General features: G+C 61.6%; 26 protein-coding genes. 17 read left to right on the top strand and 9 right to left on the bottom strand.

Translation table 11 applies throughout. The features are described from left to right. Positions 1-126: 126 nt before the first annotated feature. Together ACYVGC_RS18905 and ACYVGC_RS18900 are read left to right on the top strand one after the other, a co-directional pair. Positions 127-1,056, top strand: coding sequence for an alpha/beta fold hydrolase (locus ACYVGC_RS18905; RefSeq protein WP_460585417.1), 930 nt, complete (start codon positions 127-129; stop codon positions 1,054-1,056). 26 nt (positions 1,057-1,082) lie between these two features. Continuing rightward, on the top strand, positions 1,083-1,355 hold the full coding sequence (locus ACYVGC_RS18900; protein WP_460585416.1) for a hypothetical protein: 273 nt from the start codon (positions 1,083-1,085) through the stop codon (positions 1,353-1,355). Positions 1,356-1,393: 38 nt separating this feature from the next. Here ACYVGC_RS18900 and ACYVGC_RS18895 read toward each other — a convergent pair whose 3' ends face one another. Together ACYVGC_RS18895 and ACYVGC_RS18890 are read right to left on the bottom strand one after the other, a co-directional pair. After that, complete coding sequence (locus tag ACYVGC_RS18895) at positions 1,394-1,786, bottom strand: hypothetical protein (protein ID WP_460585415.1); 393 nt, start codon at positions 1,784-1,786, stop codon at positions 1,394-1,396. 52 nt (positions 1,787-1,838) lie between these two features. Beyond that, positions 1,839-2,963 (bottom strand): spore photoproduct lyase family protein, encoded by a 1,125-nt coding sequence (locus tag ACYVGC_RS18890; protein ID WP_460585414.1) that lies wholly within the window; start codon positions 2,961-2,963, stop codon positions 1,839-1,841. Between the two features lie 109 nt (positions 2,964-3,072). On the opposite strand from ACYVGC_RS18890, the gene ACYVGC_RS18885 reads away from it, so the two are divergent. Then, entirely contained in the window at positions 3,073-3,720 is a 648-nt protein-coding gene (locus ACYVGC_RS18885; protein WP_460585413.1) for a CatB-related O-acetyltransferase, read from the top strand. Positions 3,721-3,744: 24 nt separating this feature from the next. Next, complete coding sequence (locus tag ACYVGC_RS18880; RefSeq protein WP_460585412.1) at positions 3,745-4,260, top strand: 2'-5' RNA ligase family protein; 516 nt, start codon at positions 3,745-3,747, stop codon at positions 4,258-4,260. Here the strand turns inward: ACYVGC_RS18880 and ACYVGC_RS18875 are convergent. Then, a complete protein-coding gene (locus ACYVGC_RS18875) occupies positions 4,257-4,694 on the bottom strand; it encodes a BLUF domain-containing protein (RefSeq protein WP_460585411.1) in 438 nt (145 codons plus the stop codon). The genes ACYVGC_RS18880 and ACYVGC_RS18875 overlap by 4 nt on opposite strands. Before the next feature lie 143 nt (positions 4,695-4,837). Here ACYVGC_RS18875 and ACYVGC_RS18870 point away from each other — a divergent pair, with 143 nt between their 5' ends. Then, complete coding sequence (locus ACYVGC_RS18870; protein ID WP_460585410.1) at positions 4,838-6,349, top strand: malate:quinone oxidoreductase; 1,512 nt, start codon at positions 4,838-4,840, stop codon at positions 6,347-6,349. A 151-nt stretch (positions 6,350-6,500) separates the two neighbouring features. Continuing rightward, entirely contained in the window at positions 6,501-7,112 is a 612-nt protein-coding gene (gene pncA / locus ACYVGC_RS18865; protein WP_460585409.1) for a nicotinamidase, read from the top strand. A gap of 156 nt (positions 7,113-7,268) precedes the next feature. Here pncA and ACYVGC_RS18860 read toward each other — a convergent pair whose 3' ends face one another. Further along, positions 7,269-8,378 carry a glycoside hydrolase family 43 protein gene (locus ACYVGC_RS18860; RefSeq protein ID WP_460585408.1) on the bottom strand — a complete coding sequence of 370 codons (1,110 nt, stop codon included), beginning with the start codon at positions 8,376-8,378 and terminating at the stop codon, positions 7,269-7,271. Positions 8,379-8,514: 136 nt separating this feature from the next. On the opposite strand from ACYVGC_RS18860, the gene ACYVGC_RS18855 reads away from it, so the two are divergent. Then, positions 8,515-9,366 (top strand): ion transporter, encoded by an 852-nt coding sequence (locus ACYVGC_RS18855; RefSeq protein WP_460585407.1) that lies wholly within the window; start codon positions 8,515-8,517, stop codon positions 9,364-9,366. A gap of 237 nt (positions 9,367-9,603) precedes the next feature. On the opposite strand, the gene ACYVGC_RS18850 is transcribed toward ACYVGC_RS18855, so the two are convergent. Then, a complete protein-coding gene (locus tag ACYVGC_RS18850; protein ID WP_460585406.1) occupies positions 9,604-10,347 on the bottom strand; it encodes an SDR family oxidoreductase in 744 nt (247 codons plus the stop codon). 74 nt (positions 10,348-10,421) lie between these two features. Here ACYVGC_RS18850 and ACYVGC_RS18845 point away from each other — a divergent pair, with 74 nt between their 5' ends. Next, on the top strand, positions 10,422-10,961 hold the full coding sequence (locus ACYVGC_RS18845) for a GNAT family N-acetyltransferase (RefSeq protein ID WP_460585405.1): 540 nt from the start codon (positions 10,422-10,424) through the stop codon (positions 10,959-10,961). A 163-nt stretch (positions 10,962-11,124) separates the two neighbouring features. On the opposite strand, the gene ACYVGC_RS18840 is transcribed toward ACYVGC_RS18845, so the two are convergent. After that, positions 11,125-11,745 carry a thioredoxin family protein gene (locus tag ACYVGC_RS18840; RefSeq protein WP_460585404.1) on the bottom strand — a complete coding sequence of 207 codons (621 nt, stop codon included), beginning with the start codon at positions 11,743-11,745 and terminating at the stop codon, positions 11,125-11,127. A gap of 92 nt (positions 11,746-11,837) precedes the next feature. Here ACYVGC_RS18840 and ACYVGC_RS18835 point away from each other — a divergent pair, with 92 nt between their 5' ends. The 9 genes from ACYVGC_RS18835 to ACYVGC_RS18795 all read left to right on the top strand — a co-directional run bounded on the left by ACYVGC_RS18835 (position 11,838) and on the right by ACYVGC_RS18795 (position 19,595). Further along, on the top strand, positions 11,838-12,179 hold the full coding sequence (locus ACYVGC_RS18835; protein WP_460585403.1) for a hypothetical protein: 342 nt from the start codon (positions 11,838-11,840) through the stop codon (positions 12,177-12,179). Between the two features lie 72 nt (positions 12,180-12,251). After that, positions 12,252-13,205: an MBL fold metallo-hydrolase gene (locus ACYVGC_RS18830; RefSeq protein WP_460585402.1), complete on the top strand. Its 954-nt coding sequence runs from the start codon at positions 12,252-12,254 to the stop codon at positions 13,203-13,205. Positions 13,206-13,294: 89 nt separating this feature from the next. Next, complete coding sequence (locus ACYVGC_RS18825) at positions 13,295-13,723, top strand: hypothetical protein (RefSeq protein ID WP_460585401.1); 429 nt, start codon at positions 13,295-13,297, stop codon at positions 13,721-13,723. Between the two features lie 121 nt (positions 13,724-13,844). After that, positions 13,845-14,579 carry a YebC/PmpR family DNA-binding transcriptional regulator gene (locus tag ACYVGC_RS18820; protein WP_283564527.1) on the top strand — a complete coding sequence of 245 codons (735 nt, stop codon included), beginning with the start codon at positions 13,845-13,847 and terminating at the stop codon, positions 14,577-14,579. A gap of 90 nt (positions 14,580-14,669) precedes the next feature. Beyond that, complete coding sequence (locus ACYVGC_RS18815) at positions 14,670-15,035, top strand: cupin domain-containing protein (protein WP_460585400.1); 366 nt, start codon at positions 14,670-14,672, stop codon at positions 15,033-15,035. Between the two features lie 72 nt (positions 15,036-15,107). After that, complete coding sequence (locus ACYVGC_RS18810) at positions 15,108-16,196, top strand: cell division protein ZipA C-terminal FtsZ-binding domain-containing protein (RefSeq protein WP_460585399.1); 1,089 nt, start codon at positions 15,108-15,110, stop codon at positions 16,194-16,196. A gap of 87 nt (positions 16,197-16,283) precedes the next feature. Continuing rightward, positions 16,284-17,249 carry a class A beta-lactamase, subclass A2 gene (gene bla, locus ACYVGC_RS18805; RefSeq protein WP_460585398.1) on the top strand — a complete coding sequence of 322 codons (966 nt, stop codon included), beginning with the start codon at positions 16,284-16,286 and terminating at the stop codon, positions 17,247-17,249. Between the two features lie 28 nt (positions 17,250-17,277). Further along, positions 17,278-18,648, top strand: coding sequence for a M20/M25/M40 family metallo-hydrolase (locus ACYVGC_RS18800; protein ID WP_460585397.1), 1,371 nt, complete (start codon positions 17,278-17,280; stop codon positions 18,646-18,648). A 515-nt stretch (positions 18,649-19,163) separates the two neighbouring features. Then, positions 19,164-19,595 carry a DUF1810 domain-containing protein gene (locus tag ACYVGC_RS18795; protein WP_460585396.1) on the top strand — a complete coding sequence of 144 codons (432 nt, stop codon included), beginning with the start codon at positions 19,164-19,166 and terminating at the stop codon, positions 19,593-19,595. 67 nt (positions 19,596-19,662) lie between these two features. Here the strand turns inward: ACYVGC_RS18795 and ACYVGC_RS18790 are convergent, their stop codons facing one another. The 3 genes from ACYVGC_RS18790 to ACYVGC_RS18780 form a co-directional block, all read right to left on the bottom strand. Continuing rightward, the gene (locus tag ACYVGC_RS18790; protein WP_460585395.1) at positions 19,663-20,562 is read right to left on the bottom strand and encodes a MerR family transcriptional regulator; all 900 of its coding nucleotides are present in this window, start codon (positions 20,560-20,562) and stop codon (positions 19,663-19,665) included. A 281-nt stretch (positions 20,563-20,843) separates the two neighbouring features. Continuing rightward, on the bottom strand, positions 20,844-21,536 hold the full coding sequence (locus tag ACYVGC_RS18785; RefSeq protein WP_460585394.1) for a peptidase associated/transthyretin-like domain-containing protein: 693 nt from the start codon (positions 21,534-21,536) through the stop codon (positions 20,844-20,846). Between the two features lie 126 nt (positions 21,537-21,662). Next, positions 21,663-22,043: a hypothetical protein gene (locus tag ACYVGC_RS18780; protein ID WP_460585393.1), complete on the bottom strand. Its 381-nt coding sequence runs from the start codon at positions 22,041-22,043 to the stop codon at positions 21,663-21,665. Positions 22,044-22,079: the final 36 nt, after the last annotated feature.

Here is a 22,079-nt window from a genome sequence, read left to right as displayed (position 1 = left end):
GGCGGCCCCCCGGCAAAAACGACCAAAAAAGGGCCGCTCGCGTAGACTATCCAGCAAAAGCCCGGCCCCGCTAGTGTTTGCGCCAGATGGGTTGGTTTTCTAGCCGCTGTCTTAACTCCCCTTCTCATGGAAATGAATTTCATCCGGCGCGGCACTGGTAAGCCGCTCTTGCTCCTGCACGGCATTGGCGGCAGCTGGCGCTCGTGGCAAACCATCCTAGATGGCTTAGCAGCTGAGCGCGAAGTAATTGCGGTGGATTTGCCGGGCTTTGGCGCTACCCCGCCGCTGAGCGGGCCGGTTACTATTGGCACGCTGGCCGATGCCGTAACGGACTTTCTAAGCACGCACGACTTGCTGGGTATTGATGCGGTGGGCAGCTCGATGGGCGCGCGGCTGGTGCTGGAGCTGGCCCGGCGCGGCGGCGTACTGGGCGCGGTGGTATCACTCGACCCCGGCGGGTTTTGGCAGGGCTGGGAAATTCCGGTGTTTTACCACAGCGTGGCCCTTTCGACCAAGCTGGTGCGGGCCTTGCAGCCGATAATGCCTTTGCTAACAGGTAACGCAGCGACGCGCACGGCGCTGTTTGCGCAGTTTTCTGCCCACCCCTGGCAAATACCAGGGCCGGTGGCCTTGGATGAGATGCGCAGTTTCGCGAACGCGCCCTCATTTGATGAATTACTGCACAACCTGGCCTACGGCGAAAAACAGCAGGGCGCGCCCAAAGGCTCCATTCCGGGCCCGCTGGTTATCGGCTGGGGGCGGCAGGATAAAGTGTGCCTGCCCAGCCAGTCGAAGCTGGCGCTGGAGAAATTTCCCGATGCCCGCCTGTACTGGTTTGAGCACTGCGGCCACTTTCCGCAGTGGGACCAGCCAGCTGAGGCCACGCGCCTGATACTGGCCGCCACCAGCGGCCAGCACTTCCTCGACTCCGACGTGGCCCAGCATACCCCCGTATATGCGGTTAATAAAAAGCCCGTGCCCAAAGCAGCCGTGGTAGCCGGCGTGGCCGCGCTGGTGGCCGGCGGCCTATTGCTGTTGCTACGCAAGAAAGCATAACAAACTCATTAGTAATTATTTAGTCAATGCCTGCTGATTATCAACCCATTGCCTGCGGCTTTTACGATGAGCTGGAGGCCTTGGCCACCCGCAAGAAGCAAGTGTACTTGCAGTATTTCAACGACTTACGTCAGCTATGCCAAGGCACGGCCGTATTCAAAACCTTCTTCGCCCGCGACCACGTGGAGTACGCCCAATTAGCCTCGGGTGAGGAAGTACGCCTCGACCACATCATCCGGATTGATGACTTGGTTGCGCCGGGCTTTGCCGATTACCCCGACTTTCGGAGTGGGTGCTGAAGCAGGACCGTTCAGTTTGTATTCTACTGATATCCTAATCAATGCACTATTTTTTGAGCACGCTGTAGCCAATCTACAAACCACTCCTCCGGCAGATAAATAATAGAGAAATCTAGCTCCTGAAGCTGTTCAAATGTGTAGGTATTGGCTAAGAACATGTCCCACTGAACGGACACATCATCGGCAATCTCTGCCGCAGATGTATCCATCGGTGCAAGTCGCGTTGCGCGACTCATCATTATAAAATTGTCACACCAATGCGCAACATCCTGATGAGTGAACACGGCATTACCATTCACTACGTTTTCAAGTAATGAGATGAGATTGCTAACTGTAAAAGGTAGTGCAATCTCTTGCCAACCTTTTTCCTGCCAAGACCCTATAAATTTATTTTTATCTTTCTCTTTACTAGCGCGAAATTCAAATTTCATGAGGGCTAAGTTAGAATCTATTACATGTTAGAAGCATTTCACTTTGTAGCACCTACGTCCAGTACTGCACCGGCGCGTGCGGGAAACGGCGCTGCCACTCGGCGTAGAACCAAGCCTTTAGCTCCTTCATAGTGGGCTGGTCGTACACGTATTTGAGACCGCCAAACTTGTTGCGCTTCACGGCGCGGGTGCTCTCGTCGAGGTCGAGCGCGGTGTTGGGGTACCAGCCGAGCAGTACCTCCTTCGAGCCGGGCGTGAAACGGTGCGTGACGAACTCCACAGTGAGGTCGCAGTCAAAATCGAAGGCTGCCTGCAAGCGGTCGAATAGCTCGCCGTAGTGCCGCTGCCAGTTGGGCAGGGGCATAATGGGGGCCAGCAGCACGCCCACCGGGTAGCCGCCGCCACCCTGCGCCACCGGCAGCGCCAGCCGCCGCAGCGCCTGAATGCGCGCCTCGATGCTGGCCGTACCACCCTCCAGCTGCCGGGCCAGCGGCTCGGCATTGAGCGAGGCGCGGGCGCGGGTGTGGCCTTGGTGCGGCAAGCCCAACAGGGTTTCCACGTGGTCGTACTTGCTCACGAAGCGCAGGCGCGCCCCTTCGCGGCCCGCGAAGTATTTTATGGCTTCGCCCAGCGCGCCGGTGAGGTGCTCGATGCCCAGCACATCGGTGTAGCAACTGGCCTCGAAGCTTACGGGGCGGCCGGCTTGCTCATATACCTGCGTGTTTTCCAGCAGCTTAGGCAGGTTGGCGAAGGCGCGCACCACGGGCGGGCCGCTGAGGCTGCCGGCCAGGTAGCAGTACTGGCAGTGCGCGGGGCAGCCCTCGGCCAGGTTGAGCTGGTAGTCGGCCGAGGGGGGCGTGGGTTGCAGGCGCAGCGCGCCGGCGGGGGCATTTACCACGGCCAGCGTGGTTTTGGCGGTGCGGTAGGTGGCACGCTCATCGTCGCCGCGCAGGCCGGTGAGGCGGTTGCTTTTGAGCAGCTCGATGTCGAGATTCAGGGCCGTGGCGCGGGCCAGCATCTGCTGGCCGTAGGGCTCGTCGAGGGCGGCGGGCGTGAACAGCACACGCTTCGGCAGCCATAGTTTTGCGCCGTGGGTGCGGGTAGCCTCGGCGGCGGGCGCTAGCGGCTGGGCCAGCGCGGGGCTATTGAGAACGGGCAAAAAGAGGTCGGTCTGCATTATCTAGTAAACGCCAGCCGGCCCAGTTTAGGTCCTTTCCGTTGGCTTGAAATTCTAATTTTACTCACTGATTTACAGTAGATTATCAATTATTAATCATCTTCAGGCAATGCCTCACTCCCCTACTCCTACCGGCCCGTCGCCCGAGGCGCGTCACCCGCTTAGCGGCCACGAGCGGCTGGTATTTTTGAAGAACATCATCACCAATCCGCTCATTGAGGTGGGCGACTACACGTATTACGACGACTTCGACGACGTGCGCAACTTCGAACGCAATGTGCGCTACCACTTTCCCTTTATCGGTGATAAGCTGCGCATTGGGCGCTTCTGCCAGATTGCCTCGGGGGTCACGTTTATTATGAACGGCGGCAACCACCGCACCGACTTGTTTACCACCTATCCGTTCCCGGTGTTTGGGCAGGGCTGGGAGGCGGCGTTCGACCTGGCCACGTTTCCCAGCAAGGGCGACCTGGTAGTAGAAAACGACGTGTGGCTGGGCCACGATGCCCTGCTGATGCCGGGCGTGCGCGTGGGCAACGGGGCCATTGTGGCCACGCGAGCCGTGGTCACGCGCGAGGTGCCGCCCTACGCCATCGTGGCCGGCAACCCGGCCACCGTGGTACGCATGCGCTACGACGAGGCCACCGTAGCCCGCCTGCAAGCCGTGGCCTGGTGGCACTGGGATGCTGCCAAAATCACGCGCCACCAGCAAGCCATCTGCGGGGCCGACCTGGCGGCGCTGGAACAGGCGCGCTAGCCCGGTTTTGCGTATAACCGCCCCATGACCAATGCCCCCCTTATCCTGACGCTGACCCTCGACGAGGCCAGCCAGGCGTTTTTTGATGCCCAGCGCAAAAAGTATTTTCCACCCAAAATCAACTACCTCGGGGCCCACCTCACCTTGTTTCACGCCCTGCCGGGTGCGGAGGAAAGCGCTATTAGCCAGCATCTTATCGAAGTGTCCGCCGCCCAGTCCGGCCCGCTGCCCTTGCAAGTAACGGGCCTCAAGTTTATGGGCCGGGGCGTGATGTATACCCTGGACAACCCCGACCTGCCGGCCCTGCACCGCGGCTTGCAGCGGCAGTGGCAGGCCTGGCTATCGGCCCAAGACCAGCAGGGCTTGCGCCCCCACATTACGGCGCAAAACAAGGTAGACCCGGCCGTGGCGCGGGCGTTGTACGAGGAGTTAACAACTGGCTTTGAGCCTTTTACGGCACAGGGCACGGGGCTGGCGCTGTGGGCCTACCGGGGTGGGCCCTGGGAGCTACGTCAGCGCTTCGCGTTTGGTGGGGCCTAGCAGGCAATCGGCTCGAAGCACGACGTCATAAACTCGCTGAGCAGGGGCTGCACCGCGGTGCCGGCGCTGGCCACCACCAGCTGCGGCGGCGTAAGGTAGCCCAGCAGCTGCTGAAAACCGGCGGGCGGCGGGGCAAAGCTCATGTGCCATTCCGTAAATTCGCGGCGAGCTATCAGGCCGTCGGCCAGCTTTTCGAGGCGGCCGTGGCGGGGGTCGGCTACGATGCGGGCGTAGAGGCAGCGCACGGCCGCCGGGCAGCCCTCCAGCACTTGCGTAAACCGGCCGCCGCCGTACATCAGCACGCCCGTGATACCCGCCTGCGCGTTGAAATTGCGCGCGCGGTGTAGCAGCTGGAGCAAACTTTTCTCCGTAAAATCGACAATGGCCGTACTACTGTAAACAATGCTGTAACAACCCGCTGGCTCACTATTCATCACTCAATTCTTCTCTGTGCGCCCAGGCGCCACTGATTAATTCTATTGGTTTCGCTTTACTTCTCTTGCTGGCCCATATTCGGCCATACTAAGGTGAAGCTCACAAAAATACCTTACGCTGCGCTAATCTCTTCTTTTTAGATATGAATTTAAAGTCTTCGCCCGCTCAGCCCCTTACCGCTGATGTCGTACTTATTGGGGCGGGCATCATGAGTGCCACGCTGGGCGTGCTGCTCAAAAAGCTTGACCCCAGCCTGACCATTGCCGTGTATGAGCGCCTCGACGCGGTGGCCGCCGAAAGCTCCGATGCCTGGAACAACGCCGGCACTGGCCACTCGGCGTTTTGCGAGCTCAACTACACGCCCCAGTTGCCCGACGGCAGCGTGGACATTTCGAAGGCCGATAAGATTGCCGAACAGTTTGAGCTCAGTAAGCAACTGTGGGCCAGCCTGGTAGAAGCCGGCGACTTGCCCGACCCGAATGCCTTTATCCACAGCATTCCGCACATGAGCTTTGTGTGGGGTGAGGGTAACGTGGACTACCTGCGCAAGCGTTACGAGGCCATGCTGGGCTCGCCGCTGTTTGCGGGCATGGAGTTTAGCACCGACCCCGCCCAGCTGGCGCAGTGGATGCCGCTGGTGATGACCGGCCGCGACCCCAGCCAGCCAGTGGCGGCTACGCGCATGGCCATTGGCACCGACGTAAACTTTGGCGCACTCACCCGCGCCTTGTTCGACCAGCTGCGCCAGCAGCCGGGCGTGGCCTTCGAGCTGGGCCAGGAAATAGAGGCGCTCAAGCGCAAGGAAGGCAACCTGTGGCGCGTGAAGGTGCGCGACCGCGCCACCGGCGACAGCCGCAAGGTGTACACGCGCTTCGTGTTTATTGGGGCGGGCGGCGGCTCGCTCACGCTGCTCGAAAAATCGGGCATTCCGGAGGCCAACGGCTTTGGCGGCTTCCCTGTGAGCGGGCAGTGGCTGAAATGCACGCAGCCCGAAGTGATTGCCCGCCACAACGCCAAGGTGTACGGCAAGGCCGCCGTGGGCTCGCCGCCCATGTCGGTGCCCCACCTCGACACCCGCCAGATAGACGGCCGCCAGGAGCTGCTATTCGGCCCCTACGCCGGCTTCAGCACCAAGTTTTTGAAAAGTGGGTCGTACACCGACTTGTTCCGCTCGATTGAGCTAGGCAATATTCGGCCGCTGCTCTACGCCGGGGCGCGCAACATTCCACTCACTAAGTACCTCATCGGCCAGGTGATGCAAACGCCCGAGCAGCGCATTGCGGCCCTGCGCGAGTACTTCCCCGAGGCCCAGCCCCAGGACTGGGAGCTGGAAATGGCCGGCCAGCGCGTGCAGGTCATCAAAAAAGACAAGAAGCAGGGCGGCGTACTAGAGTTTGGCACTGAGGTAGTGACGGCGGCCGACGGCTCCATTGCGGCGCTGCTCGGCGCGTCGCCGGGTGCCAGCACGGCCGTGAGCATTATGCTGGATTTGGTGCAGCGCTGCTTTCCCGAGCACGCGGCCACGCCCGAGTGGCAGGCTACGTTCCGCCGGCTGGTGCCGTCGTTTGGCCAGCATTTGGCCGATAACCCGGAGCTGACGGCCAGCGTGCGGGCCCACTCAGCACAGGTACTCAAGCTGGACGATGTGCGGTAAGCTTTAGCTTGCCGAGATAACGCCCGCTATAGGGTAAGCTTTAGCTTGCCACGTTGGCGCAAACCGAAGGCAGTTATCCCGGCAAGCTGAAGCTTACCACACATTTTTTCACCTACCAGCAGCAAGCTAAAGCTTACCCTACTCTCCTCTTATGACCTGTCTCCTGCTCATCGACTTTCAGCTTGACTTTTTGCCCGGTGGCGCGCTGGCCGTGGCCGATGGCGGCGCCATCTTGCAATCGCTCAATAACTTGCAGGCGCGCTTCGACTTGGTGGTAGCTACCCAGGATTGGCACCCGGCCGGGCACCGCAGCTTCGCCAGCGCCCACCCCGGGCAGGAGCTGTTTAGTGAGATTGAGTGGCAGGGCCTGCCCCAGCGCCTCTGGCCCGACCACTGCGTGCAGGGCTCGCCGGGCGCGGCCCTGCACCCCGCCCTCAACCTAGACCGCGTGGAAGCCATCTTTCGCAAAGGCACTGACCTTGAATTAGATAGCTACAGCGCTTTTTTTGACAATGGCCGCCGCCGCGCCACGGGCCTCACGGCTTACCTACGGGCGCGGGGCATCACGGAGGTATTTGTAGCCGGCCTGGCGGCCGACTACTGCGTGTATTTCAGCGCCAAGGACGCCCGCAGCGAAGGCTTTGGGGTGACGGTGCTGGAAGATGCCACGCGGGGCATCTCGGCCGAGGGTATGGCCGCCGCCAAGTCCGACTTGCTAGCGCAGGGCGTGCGCTTTGCGCAGGTGGGTGAGGTGCTGGCGTAAGCGGGCTTCAGTTAAAATCAACTGCCAAAAAAGAACGTCATGCTGAGCTTGCCGAAGCATCTCTACCGCGCCGCTGGGGTACTAATCCTCACGGCGCGGTAGAGATGCTTCGGCAAGCTCAGCATGACGTTCTTTTATTTTCTAACTACCAGATAATTACGGGTTAATCGTTACGATGCTACCATCAGCGTTGCGCTTTAGCTCGGTCACTTTCACGTTGCGCAGCCAGGTTTTATTACTGAGCTGGGTGTCGTGGTAGAAAATGTACCATTTGCCCTTGAACTCGACGATGGAGTGGTGGGTAGTCCAGCCCTGCACTGGGTTCATTACTACGCCTTTATAGGTGAAGGGGCCAGTGGGCGAGTCGCTCACGGCGTACACCAGCAGGTGCGTGTCGCCGGTCGAGTACGAGAAGTAATATTTACCCTGGTACTTGTGCAGCCAGCCGCCCTCGAAGAAGCGCCGCTTGGTGTCGCTGGCCAGCAGGGGCTTGCCGGCTTCATCCACGATTTTGAGCTCCTGCACCGGGCTGGCAAATTGCTTCATGTCGGGGCTCATCAGCGCTACGCGGGGGCTGATGGCGGGCTCGTTGCCGTCGGGCTTTTTCTCGGGAGCATTGGCATTGTACGTGCCCGTGGCCCAGCGCTGGAGCTGCCCGCCCCATAGGCCGCCCAGGTACATATACGCCTTGCCATCGGTGTCGGTAAACACGGCCGGGTCGATGCTGTAGCTGCCCGCGATGGGCTTAGGCTCGGCCTTGAACGGGCCGGTGGGCGACGGGCTGGTGGCTACGCCCATGCGGAACACGTCCTGCTTGTCCTTCACCGGGAAATAGAGGTAGTAGGTGCCGTTTTTGAAGGCCACGTCGGGGGCCCACATCTGGCGGCCGGCCCAGGGCACATCCTTCACGTCGAGGGCCACGCCGTGGTCGGTCACCTTGCCACCAACACTGTCCAGCGACAGGATGCGGTAGTCGCGCATGGCGAAGTGGTCGCCCTTGTCATTCTCCGGAATGCCGGCCTCAATGTCGTGCGAGGGGTAGATGTAGAGCTTGCCGTTGAAGACGTGCGCCGAGGGGTCGGCGGTGTAGATGTTGCTAAGCAGCGGCTGCGACAGATACTTGCCGCCCGCCGAATCGGCGGTTGCGGCCGGCTTGGTGGCGGTGGCGGGCTGGTCAGTGGTTTGGGCGGGCGGGCCTTGGCAGGCGGCCAGGGCCAGGGGGGCGGCCAGCAGGGCGGCGCGGTAAGAAGCGAAGGGGCGGGGCATGAAGTAAAACGGGCATAAGAGCGGTGGGGCCGCAAGCTAGCGCCCAGTTTTTTGCCCCAGCTATCGGTTTCGTTTGGATAGGCCCGGCCCGCGCCAGCGCGGCGCAACCCCGGCCCCGGGGCCCCGTTTCTACCCTTTGCAATTACAGCCCCGCAGCGCGGGTCCCGGCTGGCAAAACACGGCCTATCGCGTTATTTTTGAGTCAGATACGCGCGCGGGGCGCGCCTCCGATATTGGGCTGCTGGCCGCCATCCTGCTGAGCGTGGGCACGGTGCTGCTCGACAGCGTGGAGGAAATCCGGCAGCAGTTTGGGCCGTACTTGCGGGGGCTGGAGTGGTTTTTCACCGGGCTTTTTCTGCTTGAATACCTGGCCCGGCTGCTGGCAGTGCGCCGCCCCCTGGCCTACGCGCTGAGTGTGCTGGGCATCATCGATTTTCTATCCCTCATCCCCACGCTGGCGGCGCTGCTCTTTGCCGGTAGCCGCTACCTGCTGGCTATCCGCACGTTGCGGCTGCTGCGGGCGTTTCGCATTTTCAAGCTGGGGCGCTTCGTGGGCGAGGGCGAGTTTATTGTTACCGCCCTGAAAGCTAGCCGATTTAAAATCCTGGTTTTCCTTTCCGCCGTGCTCATGCTGTCTATTGCGGTGGGCTCGCTGATGTACGTGGTGGAGGGCGGCCACAACGGTTTTACGAGCATTCCCAAAAGTATTTACTGGGCCATTGTCACGCTGACCACGGTGGGCTACGGCGACATTTCGCCCCACACGGTACTGGGGCAGTCGCTGGCCTCGCTGCTCATGATTTTGGGCTACGCCATCATCGCGGTTCCTACGGGCATTGTGTCGGCCCAAATGGCGCTGCCGGCTAGTGCGGGCGCGCCGGCGGTGAAGCCCGCCGCCTGCCCCGCTGCCGGGCCACCGGGCACCGGCCCGAAGCGGCTTTCTGCTGGCAATGCGGCGGGCCAGTGTAGCCGGCTGATGCTGCGTTGAACGGTCAATTGAGAAACAAAACTCGCAATAACTTATTGATTATATTGTGTTTAGGAGAATAATTTATCATTGCGAGCGCAACGCAGTGGAGCGCAGCAATCGCATTAGAACGACACCCAAATAGTTCGTTCTGGTGCGATTGCCGCGCTCCACTGCGTTGCGCTCGCAATGACAAACGTCTTACATATAAGCCTTGTAGCGAAAGCTGTCGCGAGCTATGCCTTTACGCTGCTCGCGCTACCCGTTCATTTGCTTGAAGCGGGCATCCAGCTCGGCGCGGGAGGCTTGCCGGATGCTTTCCGACGTGCCAAAGCCTATTTCTTCCTCGCCGGCCGCCAGGCGGGCCACAATGCTATCGGCAAACTCATCGACGGGCACGGCCCAGGTGTGCAGGCCCGGCCCGCCGAGGTCGGTATTGACGGCGGGCGGCACTATTTCGAGCACCCGCACGCCGGTGTCGGCCAGCTGCCGCCGAAGCGACAGCGTGAACGAGTGCAGCGCCGCCTTGGTGGCGCTGTAGATGGGCGCGGCCGCCATCGGCGCAAACGCCAAGCCCGACGACACGTTGATGATGGCCGCGGCCGGCTGCTGGCGCAGGTGCGGCAGTAGCAGCGCCGCCAGGTGCACGGGGGCCTCCAGGTTAATGGCAATTTCCTGGCGCTGCTGCTCCCAGGCCGCGAGGTCGGCGGGCAGGTCGGCTACCTGGAAGCGGTTTTGGATGCCCGCGTTGTTGAGCAGTACGTTAAGGGCCGGGAAGTCGGTCGTTACGCGCCGGACCAGCTCGGCGCGGTCGGCGGCCAGGGCCAGGTCACAGGTATAATAATGCAAACCAGGCACTTGCTGCTGCGCTTCTTGCAGCTTATCGGTCCGCCGCCCGCAGATGATAACCTGGCTGCCGGCCGCCGCAAAGCGCTGGGCCAGCGCCAGGCCAATGCCCGTGGCCCCGCCTGTGAGCAAGATGGTATTTTGGGAAAGATTCATGGGAAAAAGAAAGGGGAAAACAAGAAATTAAACGGAGTTTAAACGGGCCAGCGCGAGCCGGCTACCTTTGCCAGGTGGATAAAAATCTGACTCATCACATCGGGCCGGCCACCCCGGCCGACGTGCCCGCCCTGGCCGACGTCATCAACCGCGCCTACCGGAGCGAGGCCGCCAGCGCCGGCTGGACCGCCGAGGGTCACCTGCTCGAAGGCCCACGCATTGACGAGGCCACGCTGCAAGAAATGCTGGCTGCGCCCCGCACCACGTTGCTCAAGGCCGAAACGGCGGCGGGCAGCCTGGTGGGGTGCATCTATTTGGAGCAACAGAGTAAAGTACTTTATTTCAGCATGTTGGCCGTAGTGCCGGAAGCCCAGGCGCACGGCCTGGGCCGGCTCCTGCTGGAGGCTATTGAGATGCACGCCCGGCAAGCCCATTGTAACTTACTCAAGATGAGCGTATTAGAATTACGCACTGAGTTATTGGCGTGGTACGAGCGCCGGGGCTACCGCCGCACCGGCGCCAGCGAGCCGTTTCCAGCTACTACGCGCTTTGGCCGCCCCCGCCAGCCTCTTATACTACTCACGTTGGAAAAGACAGTGAGCAGTGAGCAGTGAGCAGTGAGCAGTGAGCAGTGAGCAGTGAGCAGTGAGCAGTGAGCAAAAGAACGTCATGCAGACCGCAGGGAAGCATCTTGCTCGAATCGTTGCAAGAAATAATTCTACTGCTGCATGCGAAATGCTTCCCTGCGGTCTGCATGACGTTTTTTATACTTATCAACTAACCAAGGCCTTGCAACAAATCCAGCAGCTCGTGCTGGGTAGCTTGGGTGCGGTCGTGGGCGTACCAGGCATGCAGCTCGCGGATGAAGTCGTCGTGCGCCATGCCTTCGGCTTTCAGCCTGACTATCAGGGCCTGGGCTTCGGCGGGGCGGGGGCCGTAGTGCGTTACTTCGGTAAGGGTATCGGCGTGTAGCATCACCAGCTTAGGAATGGAGCGGCTGCCGTTAGTGAGGTACTGGTCGGCGAGGTCGAGGTTGTCGTCGCGCAGCAGGTAGGCGGTGCGCAGGTGGCCGGCACTGGCCTGGGCCACGGCCTCCAGCACGGGTAGCTGCTGGGCGGCGTCGCCGCACCAGCCTTCGGTGATTATCAGCCAGATATAGTTTTGACGCAGGCCACTGGCAGCGGCCACCAGCTCGGGCCGGAGCTTCATGGTTTTGTCGAGGCGGCTCATGCGCTGCACGTTCAGCACCGTGTATTCGGTGAGCTCCTCTGATTGCTGGGGGCCGGTGGTGTGGCCCTCGGCCAGCAGCCCGTCAATGAGCTGGCGGTAGGTGGCGTAGGAGTAGGCGGTGGCTAGGCGCTCGGGGCTGATGACCGGCGCGGAGGAAGTAGCTGACATAAAAAATTGACTGGCGGGAATGCGGGTAGTAACAACGAAGGCGTGCAGTTGGCGGGCCGGGCGGGGGCGGGCGTAGGGTCTAGCTTTGCGGCATGTCCAAACTCCTGTTTCCTGCTGTACTGCTGCTGGCCCTGGCCGGTTGCCAGTCAGCCACCGCCCCCACCGCCGCCGCGCCGGCCGATGCCACTGCTTCCGCTGCGGCAACTGCCCCGGGTGCCCCCACCGCCGAGGCCGCCCGCGCCGCCGTGGGCCGCTTCGTGCAAACGCTGCCCAATGCCACCCTTTACGTGCCCGACTCGGCCAGCGTGGTGGACGTGGATACGCACTGGCAGGTGCTGGTGCCCCGCACCGACTGGGCGAAACGCATGCCCAACAAGGCGGCTTTTGAGGTAGATAAAGCCAGCGGCACGGTCACGACCCGGCCCGTGAAGTAGGCGCCGCCGCACCCCTGGGCGGTATGCGGCCGTATGCTACCGATTACCTTCCTTTTCCCTCCTTACTAGCTTATGGACCAAGTAGCGGCCGGCGTATTTCAGTTGCGCATCAAGCGTTTTGTAAACGTGTATTTTATCGAAACCGGCACCCCCGACGAGTGGGTGCTGCTTGACACGGGCCTGCCGGGCTCGGAAAAAGAAATTCGGGCGGCGGCCACGCAGCTGTATGGGCCGGGGGCCAAGCCGCAGTGCATTATCCTCACCCACGGCCACCTCGACCACATGGGCTCGGCCCTGGAGCTGGCCACTGCCTGGGGCGTGCCCGTGGTAGTGCACCCGCTGGAGCTTCCGTACGTGACGCAAAAGGCCCTGTACCCGCCCAGCGACCCCACCGTGGGCGGCTCGCTGGCGTTTATGAGCCGGTTTTTTCCTACGCAACTACCTAATTTAAAGGATGTTGTGGAGGCGCTGCCGCTTAAGGAGGAGCACCCGCCCTACCTGGCGCAGTGGCGCTGGCTGCACGTGCCGGGCCACGCGCCGGGCCAGATTGCCCTATTCCGGGAAGCCGACCACACCCTGCTCGCCGGCGATGCCTTTGCTACCACCGACCACGAGTCGCTGCCGGCCGTGCTACTGGGGCTGCCCAAAATCAGCGTGGCCGGCCCGCCCTTCAACTACGACTGGGACCAGTGCCAGCAATCGGTGCAAACGCTGGCGGCGCTGGAGCCCCGCCACATTGGCTGCGGCCACGGCCCAGTGATGACTGGCCTGCAAGCCATGCTAGACTTGCAGCACCTCGCCAACGACTACCCACTGCCCACCCAAGGCCGCTACCTGCACGAGCCCGCCCGCACCGACGCCAGCGGCGTGGAGCACCTGCCGCCGCCTGTGGAAGACAAATTGCCTAAGCAAGCCGCCGCCATTGGCGTGGGCCTGCTGCTGGCCGGCGCGGGCTGGCTACTGGTGGGTGGCCGCCGCAAAAAACGCAAAAAAGGCCAGCCCCAGTACCAAGCGCACCACGCCTAGCGCCCGGCGCTATTTTTGCCGGTGGGGCGGGTGGGCAGCGCAGCTTACGGCGCTTGCCCACCCGCCCCACCGTTTTAGCTTGCCTGCCCATGACGACGCGCTACTTGCTGGCCACCTTGCTGTTAGCCCCGCCGGCCGCGCCCCTGCCGGTGGCGTTTTATACCACGTATAGCTACACGGCCTACACCGTGCACGACCTCACCACCGGCGAGCCACCCACCCAAGTATCCGGCGTGGGCGGCACCCTGGCCCTGCACGCCGACGGCACCTACGACAAGCGCCTGAGCCTGCTGCTGGGCGATAGCGGCCCGCGCTTTTTCACGCAGCACGGCCGGTTCTCGACCGTGGGCGACAGCATTATTTTTCGCTTCACCGACCTCAAGGGCAGCGACGTGCAGCGCGGCACGTTTCGCTACGCGCCCAAAACACGCCAGCTCCTCATCACCATCAACGGCTACCCGCCGGGCAACAAGGGCGTGTACGAGCTGGTGGCCGCGCCGCCGGCAGCCGGGCGCTAGCGCCGGCCGGCCAATTGCCGCCCGCGCCGATGCTTAGTAACTTGCGGCCGCATTCGGGCCGCCCCCTCCCACCCCGCCGCCCCAATTGCTCATTGCTCACTGTTAACTGATAATTGAAAAGATGGGACGCGCATTTGAATTCCGGAAAGGCCGCAAAATGAAGCGCTGGGACCGGATGTCGAAAGACTTTACCCGCATCGGCAAGGAAATCGTGATGGCCGTGAAAGAAGGCGGCCCCAACCCCGACTCCAACGCCCGCCTGCGCACCGCCATCCAAAACGGCAAGGGCGTAAACATGCCCAAAGACCGCGTGGAAGCTGCCATCAAGCGCGCCAGTAGCCGCGAAGAAAAAGATTACCAAGAAGTTGTGTATGAGGGCTATGGCCCGCACGGCGTGGCCATCGTGGTTGAAACCGCCACCGACAACCCCACCCGCACCGTGAGCAACGTGCGGCTGTATTTCAACCGCAACAGCGGCGCGCTCGGCACGGCCGGCAGCTCCGACTACACCTTCACCCGCAAGGGCGTATTCAAGCTGGCCGCCGAAGGCCTCGACCGCGACGAGCTAGAGCTGGAGCTGATTGACGTGGGCGCTGAAGACGTGTACGAAACCACCGAGGAAGACGAGCACAGCCACGAGCACAAGTATATGGTTATCGAAACGGCCTTCACCGACTTTGGCCAGATGCAGAAAGCCCTGGATACCAAGGGCGTAAACATCGTGAGCGCTACGCTGCAACGCGTGCCCAACACCACGGTTTCGCTCAACGACGAGCAGGCCGAGGAAGTGGAAAAGCTGATTGACAAGCTCGAAGAAGACGAGGACGTGCAGGCCGTGTACCACACCATGGGCTAAGGGTTGCCTAGCCACTAACGCTACTTTAAACCGCTTGTCATTGCTGCGCGCGCAATGACAAGCGGTTTTTGCGCTGATTTACAGCCTAGTATGACCGAAAAAGCATCCATTGATACCGCGCCCAGCTACGCCTGGGGCGAGGGCTGCACTGGTTGGCACTTGGTTAAGAACGAGCAGCTCGGCGTTATTCAGGAAACCATGCCGCCGGGCACTGCCGAAGTGCGCCACTACCACGCGCGGGCTACGCAGTTTTTTTACGTGCTGCGCGGCAAAGGCGCTTTTGAGCTGGCCGGCCAAACCCTGTGGCTAGGCCCTGGCGAGGGCATCGAAGTACCGGCCGGGCTAGCCCATCAGTTGCGCAACGAAAGCCCTGAGCCGCTGGATTTTCTAGTAATTTCGACCCCGCATGCGCACGGCGACCGGGTGCTGGCACCGTCTGCTCCGCCGCTGTCGTAGCCTCGCCCACGTGTACAAAAACGCTGCTAGTCTTGGCCGACTGGCGGCATTTGTCGTTTCTTACGGACACTTATGAAACTATCGCTGCTTCCCGGCTTGCTCTGCTTCGCGCAACTATTGGTTGCCTGCCAATCGAAACCCACTGAACAGACCTCGCTCCCGAGTGCCGATGGCATGTATGTATCGCCGACTGGGCAGAGCGATGAGCGCGCGTATAAATTATTGCCCGAGAAGGGTAGTGAAGACGCCAGCCACCTCCTGCATAACCTGCCGGCCGGCTCCCAGCCAGCGGCTTCCGACAGCGCCAAGGAATACGTTGCCAACCCGCGCTACGACTGGATTGTGCAGGTGCGGCCCGCCCGCCCGGTGCGCCGGCAAGAGGTGCTTGCGCAGTTTGGAGCGCAGTGGCAAAAGCAATACGAACACCCCGATTTATACGGCCGCTCAACCCGCAGCAGCCGGTGGACCTACCTGGCGGCCGCCGATGCCGATAGTGTCTACTCGGAGATAGCGCTGGGCTGGAAGCTATATAATGAGCGTGTGGAAGCCCCCCGGCCATTTACCGCCGCCGAATTCAGCACGTACCAGCAGGCGGTTGCACAGCAGGCTGCCCTGCTGCCGGGGCGCATTACTAACGTAAACTATCCACCGGCCCAGGCCGCCGCCGCTTCGCAACAGCTAGCGGGCTTTGTAGCGGCTAATAATCTGGAAGCCCGCATTGTGCTAAAGGCGGACAAGCCTTTTGAGGGTACAGAAATCTGGGATAAACTGCGCTCGCTCGGGCTGCACTGGGGCGATATGGACCTGTTTCATTGGGAAAACCCTGCTTCGGATGCCGGGGGCGACGACCATTTATTCAGTGTTTCTACCAGCACCGAACCGGGGTATTTTTTACCCGAGCACCTGGCAAAAGGGGAAGTAAAAACTGCCGATTTAATTTTCAGCTTTTCCATTCCACGCAGCTCTGACCCGCCGCAGGTGCTGGAAAATATGCACCGGGCCGCCAGCTACTGCCAGCAAAAGCTAGGGGGGCAACTGCTTGATGAAAACGGCCAGCCGTTTGAGCTGGCAACCGAGCTAAAGAAGTGCCAGTGGGTAACGCAAAACTTAGCCGGCAAAAAGCTGCGCCCCGGCCACGGCGATGCCTTGTACTTGTTTTAAGGAGCCGCTCGTCAGGCAGCTCATTACGTTGGAAAACGCCGCTAGCCTTGGCCGACTAGCGGCGTTTGTCGTTTCTTGCAAATCTTTATGAAAATCCTTCTACTGCTAGCTGGTTTGCTACCCGCTGCGGCCCTGGCCCAGTCTTCCACTTTGGTATTTTCCTCCACTGCGGGCACTTCTGCCGCGGCTGGGTGGTCTGCCGAGGGTGCCGGGAAGCGGGCCAGCAATTCAGTGCTTCAGGCTGAGCTTGAGCACCTGGTGGCCGGGTTTGCGGGTACGGTTGGCGTAGCGGTGCGGGGAGTGGAAGACGGCGACAGCGCCCAAGTAAACGCGCAGGCTCACCTGCCCATGCAGAGCGTGTACAAGTTTCCGCTGGCCCTGGCAGTGCTGCACGCAGTGGACGAGGGCCACCTGCAACTCGACCAAAAAATCCGGTTGCGGCCCGTCGATTTGTTGCCCGACACCTGGAGCCCGCTGCGGGAGCGCTATCCGCAAGGGAATGTGCGCGTTTCCTTGCGTGAGGTGCTTCGCTACACCGTTGCGGAGAGCGATAATAATGGCTGCGACATTCTCTTTCGGCTGCTTGGCGGCCCGGCCGCGGTGCAGGCTTACGTGCAACGCCTGGGCATTGCGGACATCCGCATAGTTGCTACGGAAGAAGAAATGCACCGGCAGGAAGATGTGCAATTTAAGAACTGGGCTACTCCCCTCGCAATAAGCCAGTTGCTTGAGAACTTCGGCCGCGGGCACTACCTGTCCGCCGCTAGCCACGCGTGCTTGTGGCAATTGCTGACCACCGGGCCCACTGGCCTGCAGCGGCTGCGCGCCGGGGTGCCCGGTGGCACCGAGGTAGCGCACAAAACGGGCACATCGGGCACCAATGCCGCCGGCCTGGCCACGGCCACCAACGATGCCGGCCTACTGACCTTACCCAACGGCCGGCACGTGGCCGTGGTCGTATTCGTGGCCAATTCCACGGCCTCCGAGGCCGCCCGTGATGGCCTCATTGCAGCAGTCAGCCGCACCGCGTGGCAGTATTTCACCGCTAAATAACAGGTATTCTGCTCGTCCTTTTTCACTCATGATGCTTCGCAAATTTCTACCCCTGCTCCCCTGCCTGCTGCCCTTGGCGGCCCTGGCCCAACCCTCCAACCCGCAACCCACGCCCGACCCCGCCATTCAGCGCCTCGTGGGCCAGGTATCGGCTAAAATTCTGGAAGCCGACGTACGCAAGCTGGTGAGCTACGGCACCCGCCACACCCTGAGCGACACCAAAAGCAAGACCCGCGGCATTGGCGCGGCCCGCCAGTACGTGTTCGACGAGTTCAAAAAGTACAGCAAGGCCGGCGGCAACCGCATGACGGTGGAAATGGATACTTTCACGCTAAAGGCTGATGGCAAGCGCGTTGACAAAACCACGCTTATGGCCAACGTGCTGGCCACCATCCCCGGCACCGACCCCACCGACAAGCGGATAATCCTGATGAGCGGCCACATCGACTCGCGGGTGACCGACGTGATGAACCGCACCGCCGACGCCCCCGGCGCCAACGACGACGCCAGCGGCGTAGCCGCCGTGATGGAAGTGGCCCGCGTGCTGGCCGGCCAGAAGTTTCCGTGCACCATCAAGCTGGTGGCCGTGCAGGGCGAAGAGCAGGGCCTGCTCGGCGCGGGCCACCTGGCCGAGCGCGCCAAAAAAGAGGGCTGGAACCTGATTGCCATGCTCAACAATGACATCGTGGGCAACTCGCACGGCCACGACCCCGAGCTAACCGACAGCCTGCACCTGCGCGTATTCAGCGAGGGCGTGCCAGCCACCGAAACCCCCGAGCAGGCCCGCACCCGCCGCCAACTCAGCAACGAGAACGACGCGCCCAGCCGCCAGCTGGCCCGCTACGCCCAAAACGCCGCCCGCCAGTACGTGAGCGACGGCGGCTACGCGGTGCTGCTGGAGTACCGGCCCGACCGCTTCCTGCGCGGCGGCGACCACACGCCCTTCAACCAGCAGGGCTACGCGGCCGTGCGCTTCACCGAAACCAACGAGGATTTCCGCCACCAGCACCAGGACCTGCGCACCGAAAACGGCACCGTGTTCGGCGACCGCCCCGAGTTTGTGGATTACCGCTACCTGCGCCGCACCGCCCAGGTAAACCTGGCCACCATCGCCAGCCTGGCCCTGGCCCCCGCTGCCCCCCAGAAAGTAGAAGTCCTCACCGCCGAGCTCACCAACCGCACCCAGCTGCGCTGGCAGGCCCCGCAGGGCGGCCCCGCCCCCGCCGGCTACGTGGTGCTGGTGCGCGAAACCAGCGCCCCGCAGTGGCAGCAGCGCTTCCCCATCGCCGGCACCACCGCCAACCTCAACATCAGCAAGGATAACTACCTCTTCGGCGTGGTGAGCGTGGATGCGCAAGGGCACGAAAGCGTGGCCGTGCTGCCGGTGGTAGGGCGGTAATTTTTATAAATATTTTTTTACAACTACTTCTACCTGATAGACAAAGCCTCTGATTTAGAAATTAAAGCAATGCTTTGATTTCTAAATCAGAGGCTTTGTCTTACCTGAATTAAGGCCCGTTTAAACTCCTATCTTTGACGCAACGCACGGGAAACACCTCGCCAACGCGGTTGCCTATAAACGGCGAACCCCCGGCTGCTGGTAACAACCGAGGGTTCAAGAAGTGGGTGCAGTAACACCTTACTTCTGACTCAAATGGATAAGGTTCGTGCGAAAACGGAAGTCAAAATCAAGCTTGACATCCGCATACCACCTGAAGTAGCCAAATGGCTGCTTTGGTTTCTGATGAGCGGCGGTGCTGTCACGGCAGCCGCCCATTGGATTAGGTAGGGTAAGGGGGTGAGCCGCAGGGCTTGCCCCCTTATTTTTTGGGGTAGTTGAATCTTCAACAAATGTAGAACATTCAACGCAAACCTGCTACCGTAAGTTTGGTACTACCAAAAGCTTCCAATAACATGACCCAGGAAACCAACCTCCAGCGCTTCCTCGACGCGCAGGCCACGGCCTACCCGCAGGCGCTGGCCGAGATACATGCCGGGCGCAAGCGCAGCCACTGGATGTGGTTTATTTTTCCCCAAATTCAGGGTCTGGGGTTTAGCCAGATTTCCAAGCACTACGCTATCAATGACTTAGAAGAGGCGGAGGCCTACGTCCAGCACCCAGTGCTGGGCGAGCGGCTGGTGGAAATAAGCACGGCGCTACTGGGGCTGGCCAGCAGCGATGCCAACCGCGTTTTTGGCGACCCTGATGATTTGAAGCTGAAATCGTCGATGACGCTATTTGCGGCCGTGCCGGGGGCCAACCCGGTGTTTGAGGCGGTGCTGGCGAAGTTTTTTCGGGGCGGGCATGATGCCAAAACGCGGCAACTGCTGGGGAACCAGCCCTGAGGTATGTGCTTAGGCGGTGAGGCAGTTGGGGCAGGCCGCCCGCAACCCCCGGCCTGCGTAACGGCAGTTAAGCAGAAGCGCCCGCTACGGTTTCGATAAAAGCCAGCACGTCGGTCATACGGGCCAGCTGGTGCGCCCCGGCGGGTAGCTGCCCGTGCAGGTGCTGGGCCAGCGGCCCGTAGAACAGCAGCTGCGGGCCGGCGCACCGCTGCCGCAGCTCGGCCGCGAAGCTGCCCACTGCCTCGGGCGACAAGCCCGCCGTGAGGGCCGTGGCAATGACATCAGGCCGGAACAACTGGCAGGCACCCTCCACCTCGGGCAGCGGCAGGCCTTGCCCTAGGTAGAGCACCTGCCGGCCCCGCGCCCGCAAGGCACAGCTCAAAAACAGCAGAGCCAGCTCGTGCTGCTCATCGGGGGGCAAAAACAGCAGCCAGCGGGCAGCCCCGGCCGGGGCCGCCGGCGGCAGCGCGTCGATGGCCGCGAGCAGCTTTTGGCGCACCAGCTGCGATACCAAGTGCTCGTGGGCAATGGTGAAGGTGCCCGTTTGCCACGACAGGCCAATACGCTGCAAAAGCGGGTACACCACCTCAAGCATGGCTTTTTCGAGGCCCTGCCGGGCGATGGCTTCGGTGAGGAGGCGGTGCAGCTGGGGCTCATCGAGCTGGAGCATGGCGGCCAGCAGCGCGTGGAGCTGGGCCGCGTTATCGGCCGCCACGTCGCTGCTGAGGGCCTGCACGGCCTGCTTGCGGGCTTCCTCACTGAGCTGCGCCACCTCCGAAATGCGCTGGCCGCTGCCGCAGAGCGTGGCCACTTGTAGCAGGCTTAGCAGGTCTTCTTCGCGGTAGTAGCGAACATTGGTAGCCGTGCGTGCGGGGTGCAGCAGGCCGTAACGCAGCTCCCAGGTGCGAATGGTATGCTGCTTGATGCCCGAGAGCTGGGCTAAATCACGAATCGAGTACTGGCGCATAAGACAGAACAGGAGCGCGGGCGAGGCAGCTGACGCTGCCGGTCAGCCGGGCAGGCCAAAAGAATTTTCCGCGCGCAGCTTGGCAGTTTGTTTTCTTTCAGGTGAGTGCAAATAACAAAAAAGAAGCGAGAAAATACCAACTGCGGGCCGAAACCAACCGCTGGCATTTTCTCGCTTCTTAGGGTAAATTCCCAACCCGGCAGCGTGGCCCATCGGGGCCGGGTTCTCAGGAGCCGCCAACCAATTGCTTCTGCTTTGGCCGGCTCACGGGCCGTGCCTACTTAAAAGAACAGCCAGTGGCGGGGGCGCTTCACGGCGGCGCGCGGCACCAGCGTCACGTTCTGGATAGTGGAGCCTTTGAGCTCAATTTCGTCATCGACATAGCCGCCGTAGCCGATTTGCAGCCGGCCGGCCGCGGCCTGGGCCGCGGGCAGGCGGAAGGCGTAGGCACCGTTGGCATCGGTGGCAACGCCCCGGCCGCTTTGCTTGCTGAGCACGGTAGCACCCACCAGCGGGCGGCCGTTTTCGTCCAGAATGCGGCCGCGCACCGTTGTCATGGCAGTGGGAATGGCGGCGACCATTTCAACATCACCCGGGGTGGCCTCCACCACCACCACTGGCGCGCCGGCATCGGTTGAGGCGGTGGCAGGCTCGTGAGTGGCCGCCATTGCGGCACCGGCTACCAGCACGGCTGCGGCTACTAACGTGGCCGCGCGCTGGCGAAAGCGCTGCGGCTCAGTCCGAATCAACTCTAGTTGGCGGTGCATCCAGCCCACGGGCTGCACGGCTTCGCCCTGCTGCCGCAGCTGATGAAAACGAGAGAATGTATCGTCCGATAGCGGGCGGTCAGCTTGCAGGTAGGCATCTACCGCCGTGCTGTTGGCAGCCGTCAAATCGCCGCGCAGGTAGGCATCGCGGTACACAGGCAGCAGGGCACCCGTGGTGGCATCGAAGGGGGAAGCGGTCAACTTCATAATAAGCGAAAATTAAGCGTGAAGGGAAGAGGCAGGCAGCACTAAAAGATTCAATTTAATTATTGTCAGTTAGTTACTATTAATCTTTTCGCTCGCAGACTGACAACCACTCGCGCTTATTTCAGCTTATTTCAGCAAGTCCATCTGCTGGCGCACCACGTCGCGGGCAATAGCCAGGTTGGTGTCGCGCGAGTTCACCACCAGGTACACAAACTTCTTTCCGCCCTCGGTGAGGTTGATGAGGTGAAGCTGATTGGTGAGGGTGATGAGGATGTCGTCGATGGTTTCGCCCGTCAGCTTCAGGGCTCCCAGGGCCTTTTGCTTCTGCTTCACTACTTCCGTGTTGTAGGCGGCCGCCGTTTCGGGGTTGAACGCAGGCAGGTTGGAGTGCGAGGCCAGGGCCATGCCCGACTGCACATCGACTATCGCCACCGCTACCAGCTGGGGCAGGTCGTTGATGATGTTTTGGATGGCCTGGCCGGCCGAGTTATTAGTAGAATACGCCATGAATTAGGTAAAAAAAGAAGGGGGGGGAAGAAAAGG

Source organism: Hymenobacter arcticus, from assembly GCF_054779975.1.
Note: the sequence above shows the minus strand (reverse complement) of the source record. Positions and strands in the feature narration are given on the sequence as shown.

What these genes read in the sequence shown, in the direction of transcription:
- ACYVGC_RS18905 (WP_460585417.1), top strand. Translation starts at nt 127, where the DNA reads ATGGAAATGAATTTCATCCGGCGCGGCACTGGTAAGCCGCTCTTGCTC.
- ACYVGC_RS18900 (WP_460585416.1), top strand. Translation starts at nt 1,083, where the DNA reads ATGCCTGCTGATTATCAACCCATTGCCTGCGGCTTTTACGATGAGCTG.
- ACYVGC_RS18895 (WP_460585415.1), bottom strand. Translation starts at nt 1,786, where the DNA reads ATGAAATTTGAATTTCGCGCTAGTAAAGAGAAAGATAAAAATAAATTT.
- ACYVGC_RS18890 (WP_460585414.1), bottom strand. Translation starts at nt 2,963, where the DNA reads ATGCAGACCGACCTCTTTTTGCCCGTTCTCAATAGCCCCGCGCTGGCC.
- ACYVGC_RS18885 (WP_460585413.1), top strand. Translation starts at nt 3,073, where the DNA reads ATGCCTCACTCCCCTACTCCTACCGGCCCGTCGCCCGAGGCGCGTCAC.
- ACYVGC_RS18880 (WP_460585412.1), top strand. Translation starts at nt 3,745, where the DNA reads ATGACCAATGCCCCCCTTATCCTGACGCTGACCCTCGACGAGGCCAGC.
- ACYVGC_RS18875 (WP_460585411.1), bottom strand. Translation starts at nt 4,694, where the DNA reads ATGAATAGTGAGCCAGCGGGTTGTTACAGCATTGTTTACAGTAGTACG.
- ACYVGC_RS18870 (WP_460585410.1), top strand. Translation starts at nt 4,838, where the DNA reads ATGAATTTAAAGTCTTCGCCCGCTCAGCCCCTTACCGCTGATGTCGTA.
- pncA (WP_460585409.1), top strand. Translation starts at nt 6,501, where the DNA reads ATGACCTGTCTCCTGCTCATCGACTTTCAGCTTGACTTTTTGCCCGGT.
- ACYVGC_RS18860 (WP_460585408.1), bottom strand. Translation starts at nt 8,378, where the DNA reads ATGCCCCGCCCCTTCGCTTCTTACCGCGCCGCCCTGCTGGCCGCCCCC.
- ACYVGC_RS18850 (WP_460585406.1), bottom strand. Translation starts at nt 10,347, where the DNA reads ATGAATCTTTCCCAAAATACCATCTTGCTCACAGGCGGGGCCACGGGC.
- ACYVGC_RS18840 (WP_460585404.1), bottom strand. Translation starts at nt 11,745, where the DNA reads ATGTCAGCTACTTCCTCCGCGCCGGTCATCAGCCCCGAGCGCCTAGCC.
- ACYVGC_RS18835 (WP_460585403.1), top strand. Translation starts at nt 11,838, where the DNA reads ATGTCCAAACTCCTGTTTCCTGCTGTACTGCTGCTGGCCCTGGCCGGT.
- ACYVGC_RS18830 (WP_460585402.1), top strand. Translation starts at nt 12,252, where the DNA reads ATGGACCAAGTAGCGGCCGGCGTATTTCAGTTGCGCATCAAGCGTTTT.
- ACYVGC_RS18825 (WP_460585401.1), top strand. Translation starts at nt 13,295, where the DNA reads ATGACGACGCGCTACTTGCTGGCCACCTTGCTGTTAGCCCCGCCGGCC.
- ACYVGC_RS18820 (WP_283564527.1), top strand. Translation starts at nt 13,845, where the DNA reads ATGGGACGCGCATTTGAATTCCGGAAAGGCCGCAAAATGAAGCGCTGG.
- ACYVGC_RS18815 (WP_460585400.1), top strand. Translation starts at nt 14,670, where the DNA reads ATGACCGAAAAAGCATCCATTGATACCGCGCCCAGCTACGCCTGGGGC.
- ACYVGC_RS18810 (WP_460585399.1), top strand. Translation starts at nt 15,108, where the DNA reads ATGAAACTATCGCTGCTTCCCGGCTTGCTCTGCTTCGCGCAACTATTG.
- bla (WP_460585398.1), top strand. Translation starts at nt 16,284, where the DNA reads ATGAAAATCCTTCTACTGCTAGCTGGTTTGCTACCCGCTGCGGCCCTG.
- ACYVGC_RS18800 (WP_460585397.1), top strand. Translation starts at nt 17,278, where the DNA reads ATGATGCTTCGCAAATTTCTACCCCTGCTCCCCTGCCTGCTGCCCTTG.
- ACYVGC_RS18795 (WP_460585396.1), top strand. Translation starts at nt 19,164, where the DNA reads ATGACCCAGGAAACCAACCTCCAGCGCTTCCTCGACGCGCAGGCCACG.
- ACYVGC_RS18790 (WP_460585395.1), bottom strand. Translation starts at nt 20,562, where the DNA reads ATGCGCCAGTACTCGATTCGTGATTTAGCCCAGCTCTCGGGCATCAAG.
- ACYVGC_RS18785 (WP_460585394.1), bottom strand. Translation starts at nt 21,536, where the DNA reads ATGAAGTTGACCGCTTCCCCCTTCGATGCCACCACGGGTGCCCTGCTG.
- ACYVGC_RS18780 (WP_460585393.1), bottom strand. Translation starts at nt 22,043, where the DNA reads ATGGCGTATTCTACTAATAACTCGGCCGGCCAGGCCATCCAAAACATC.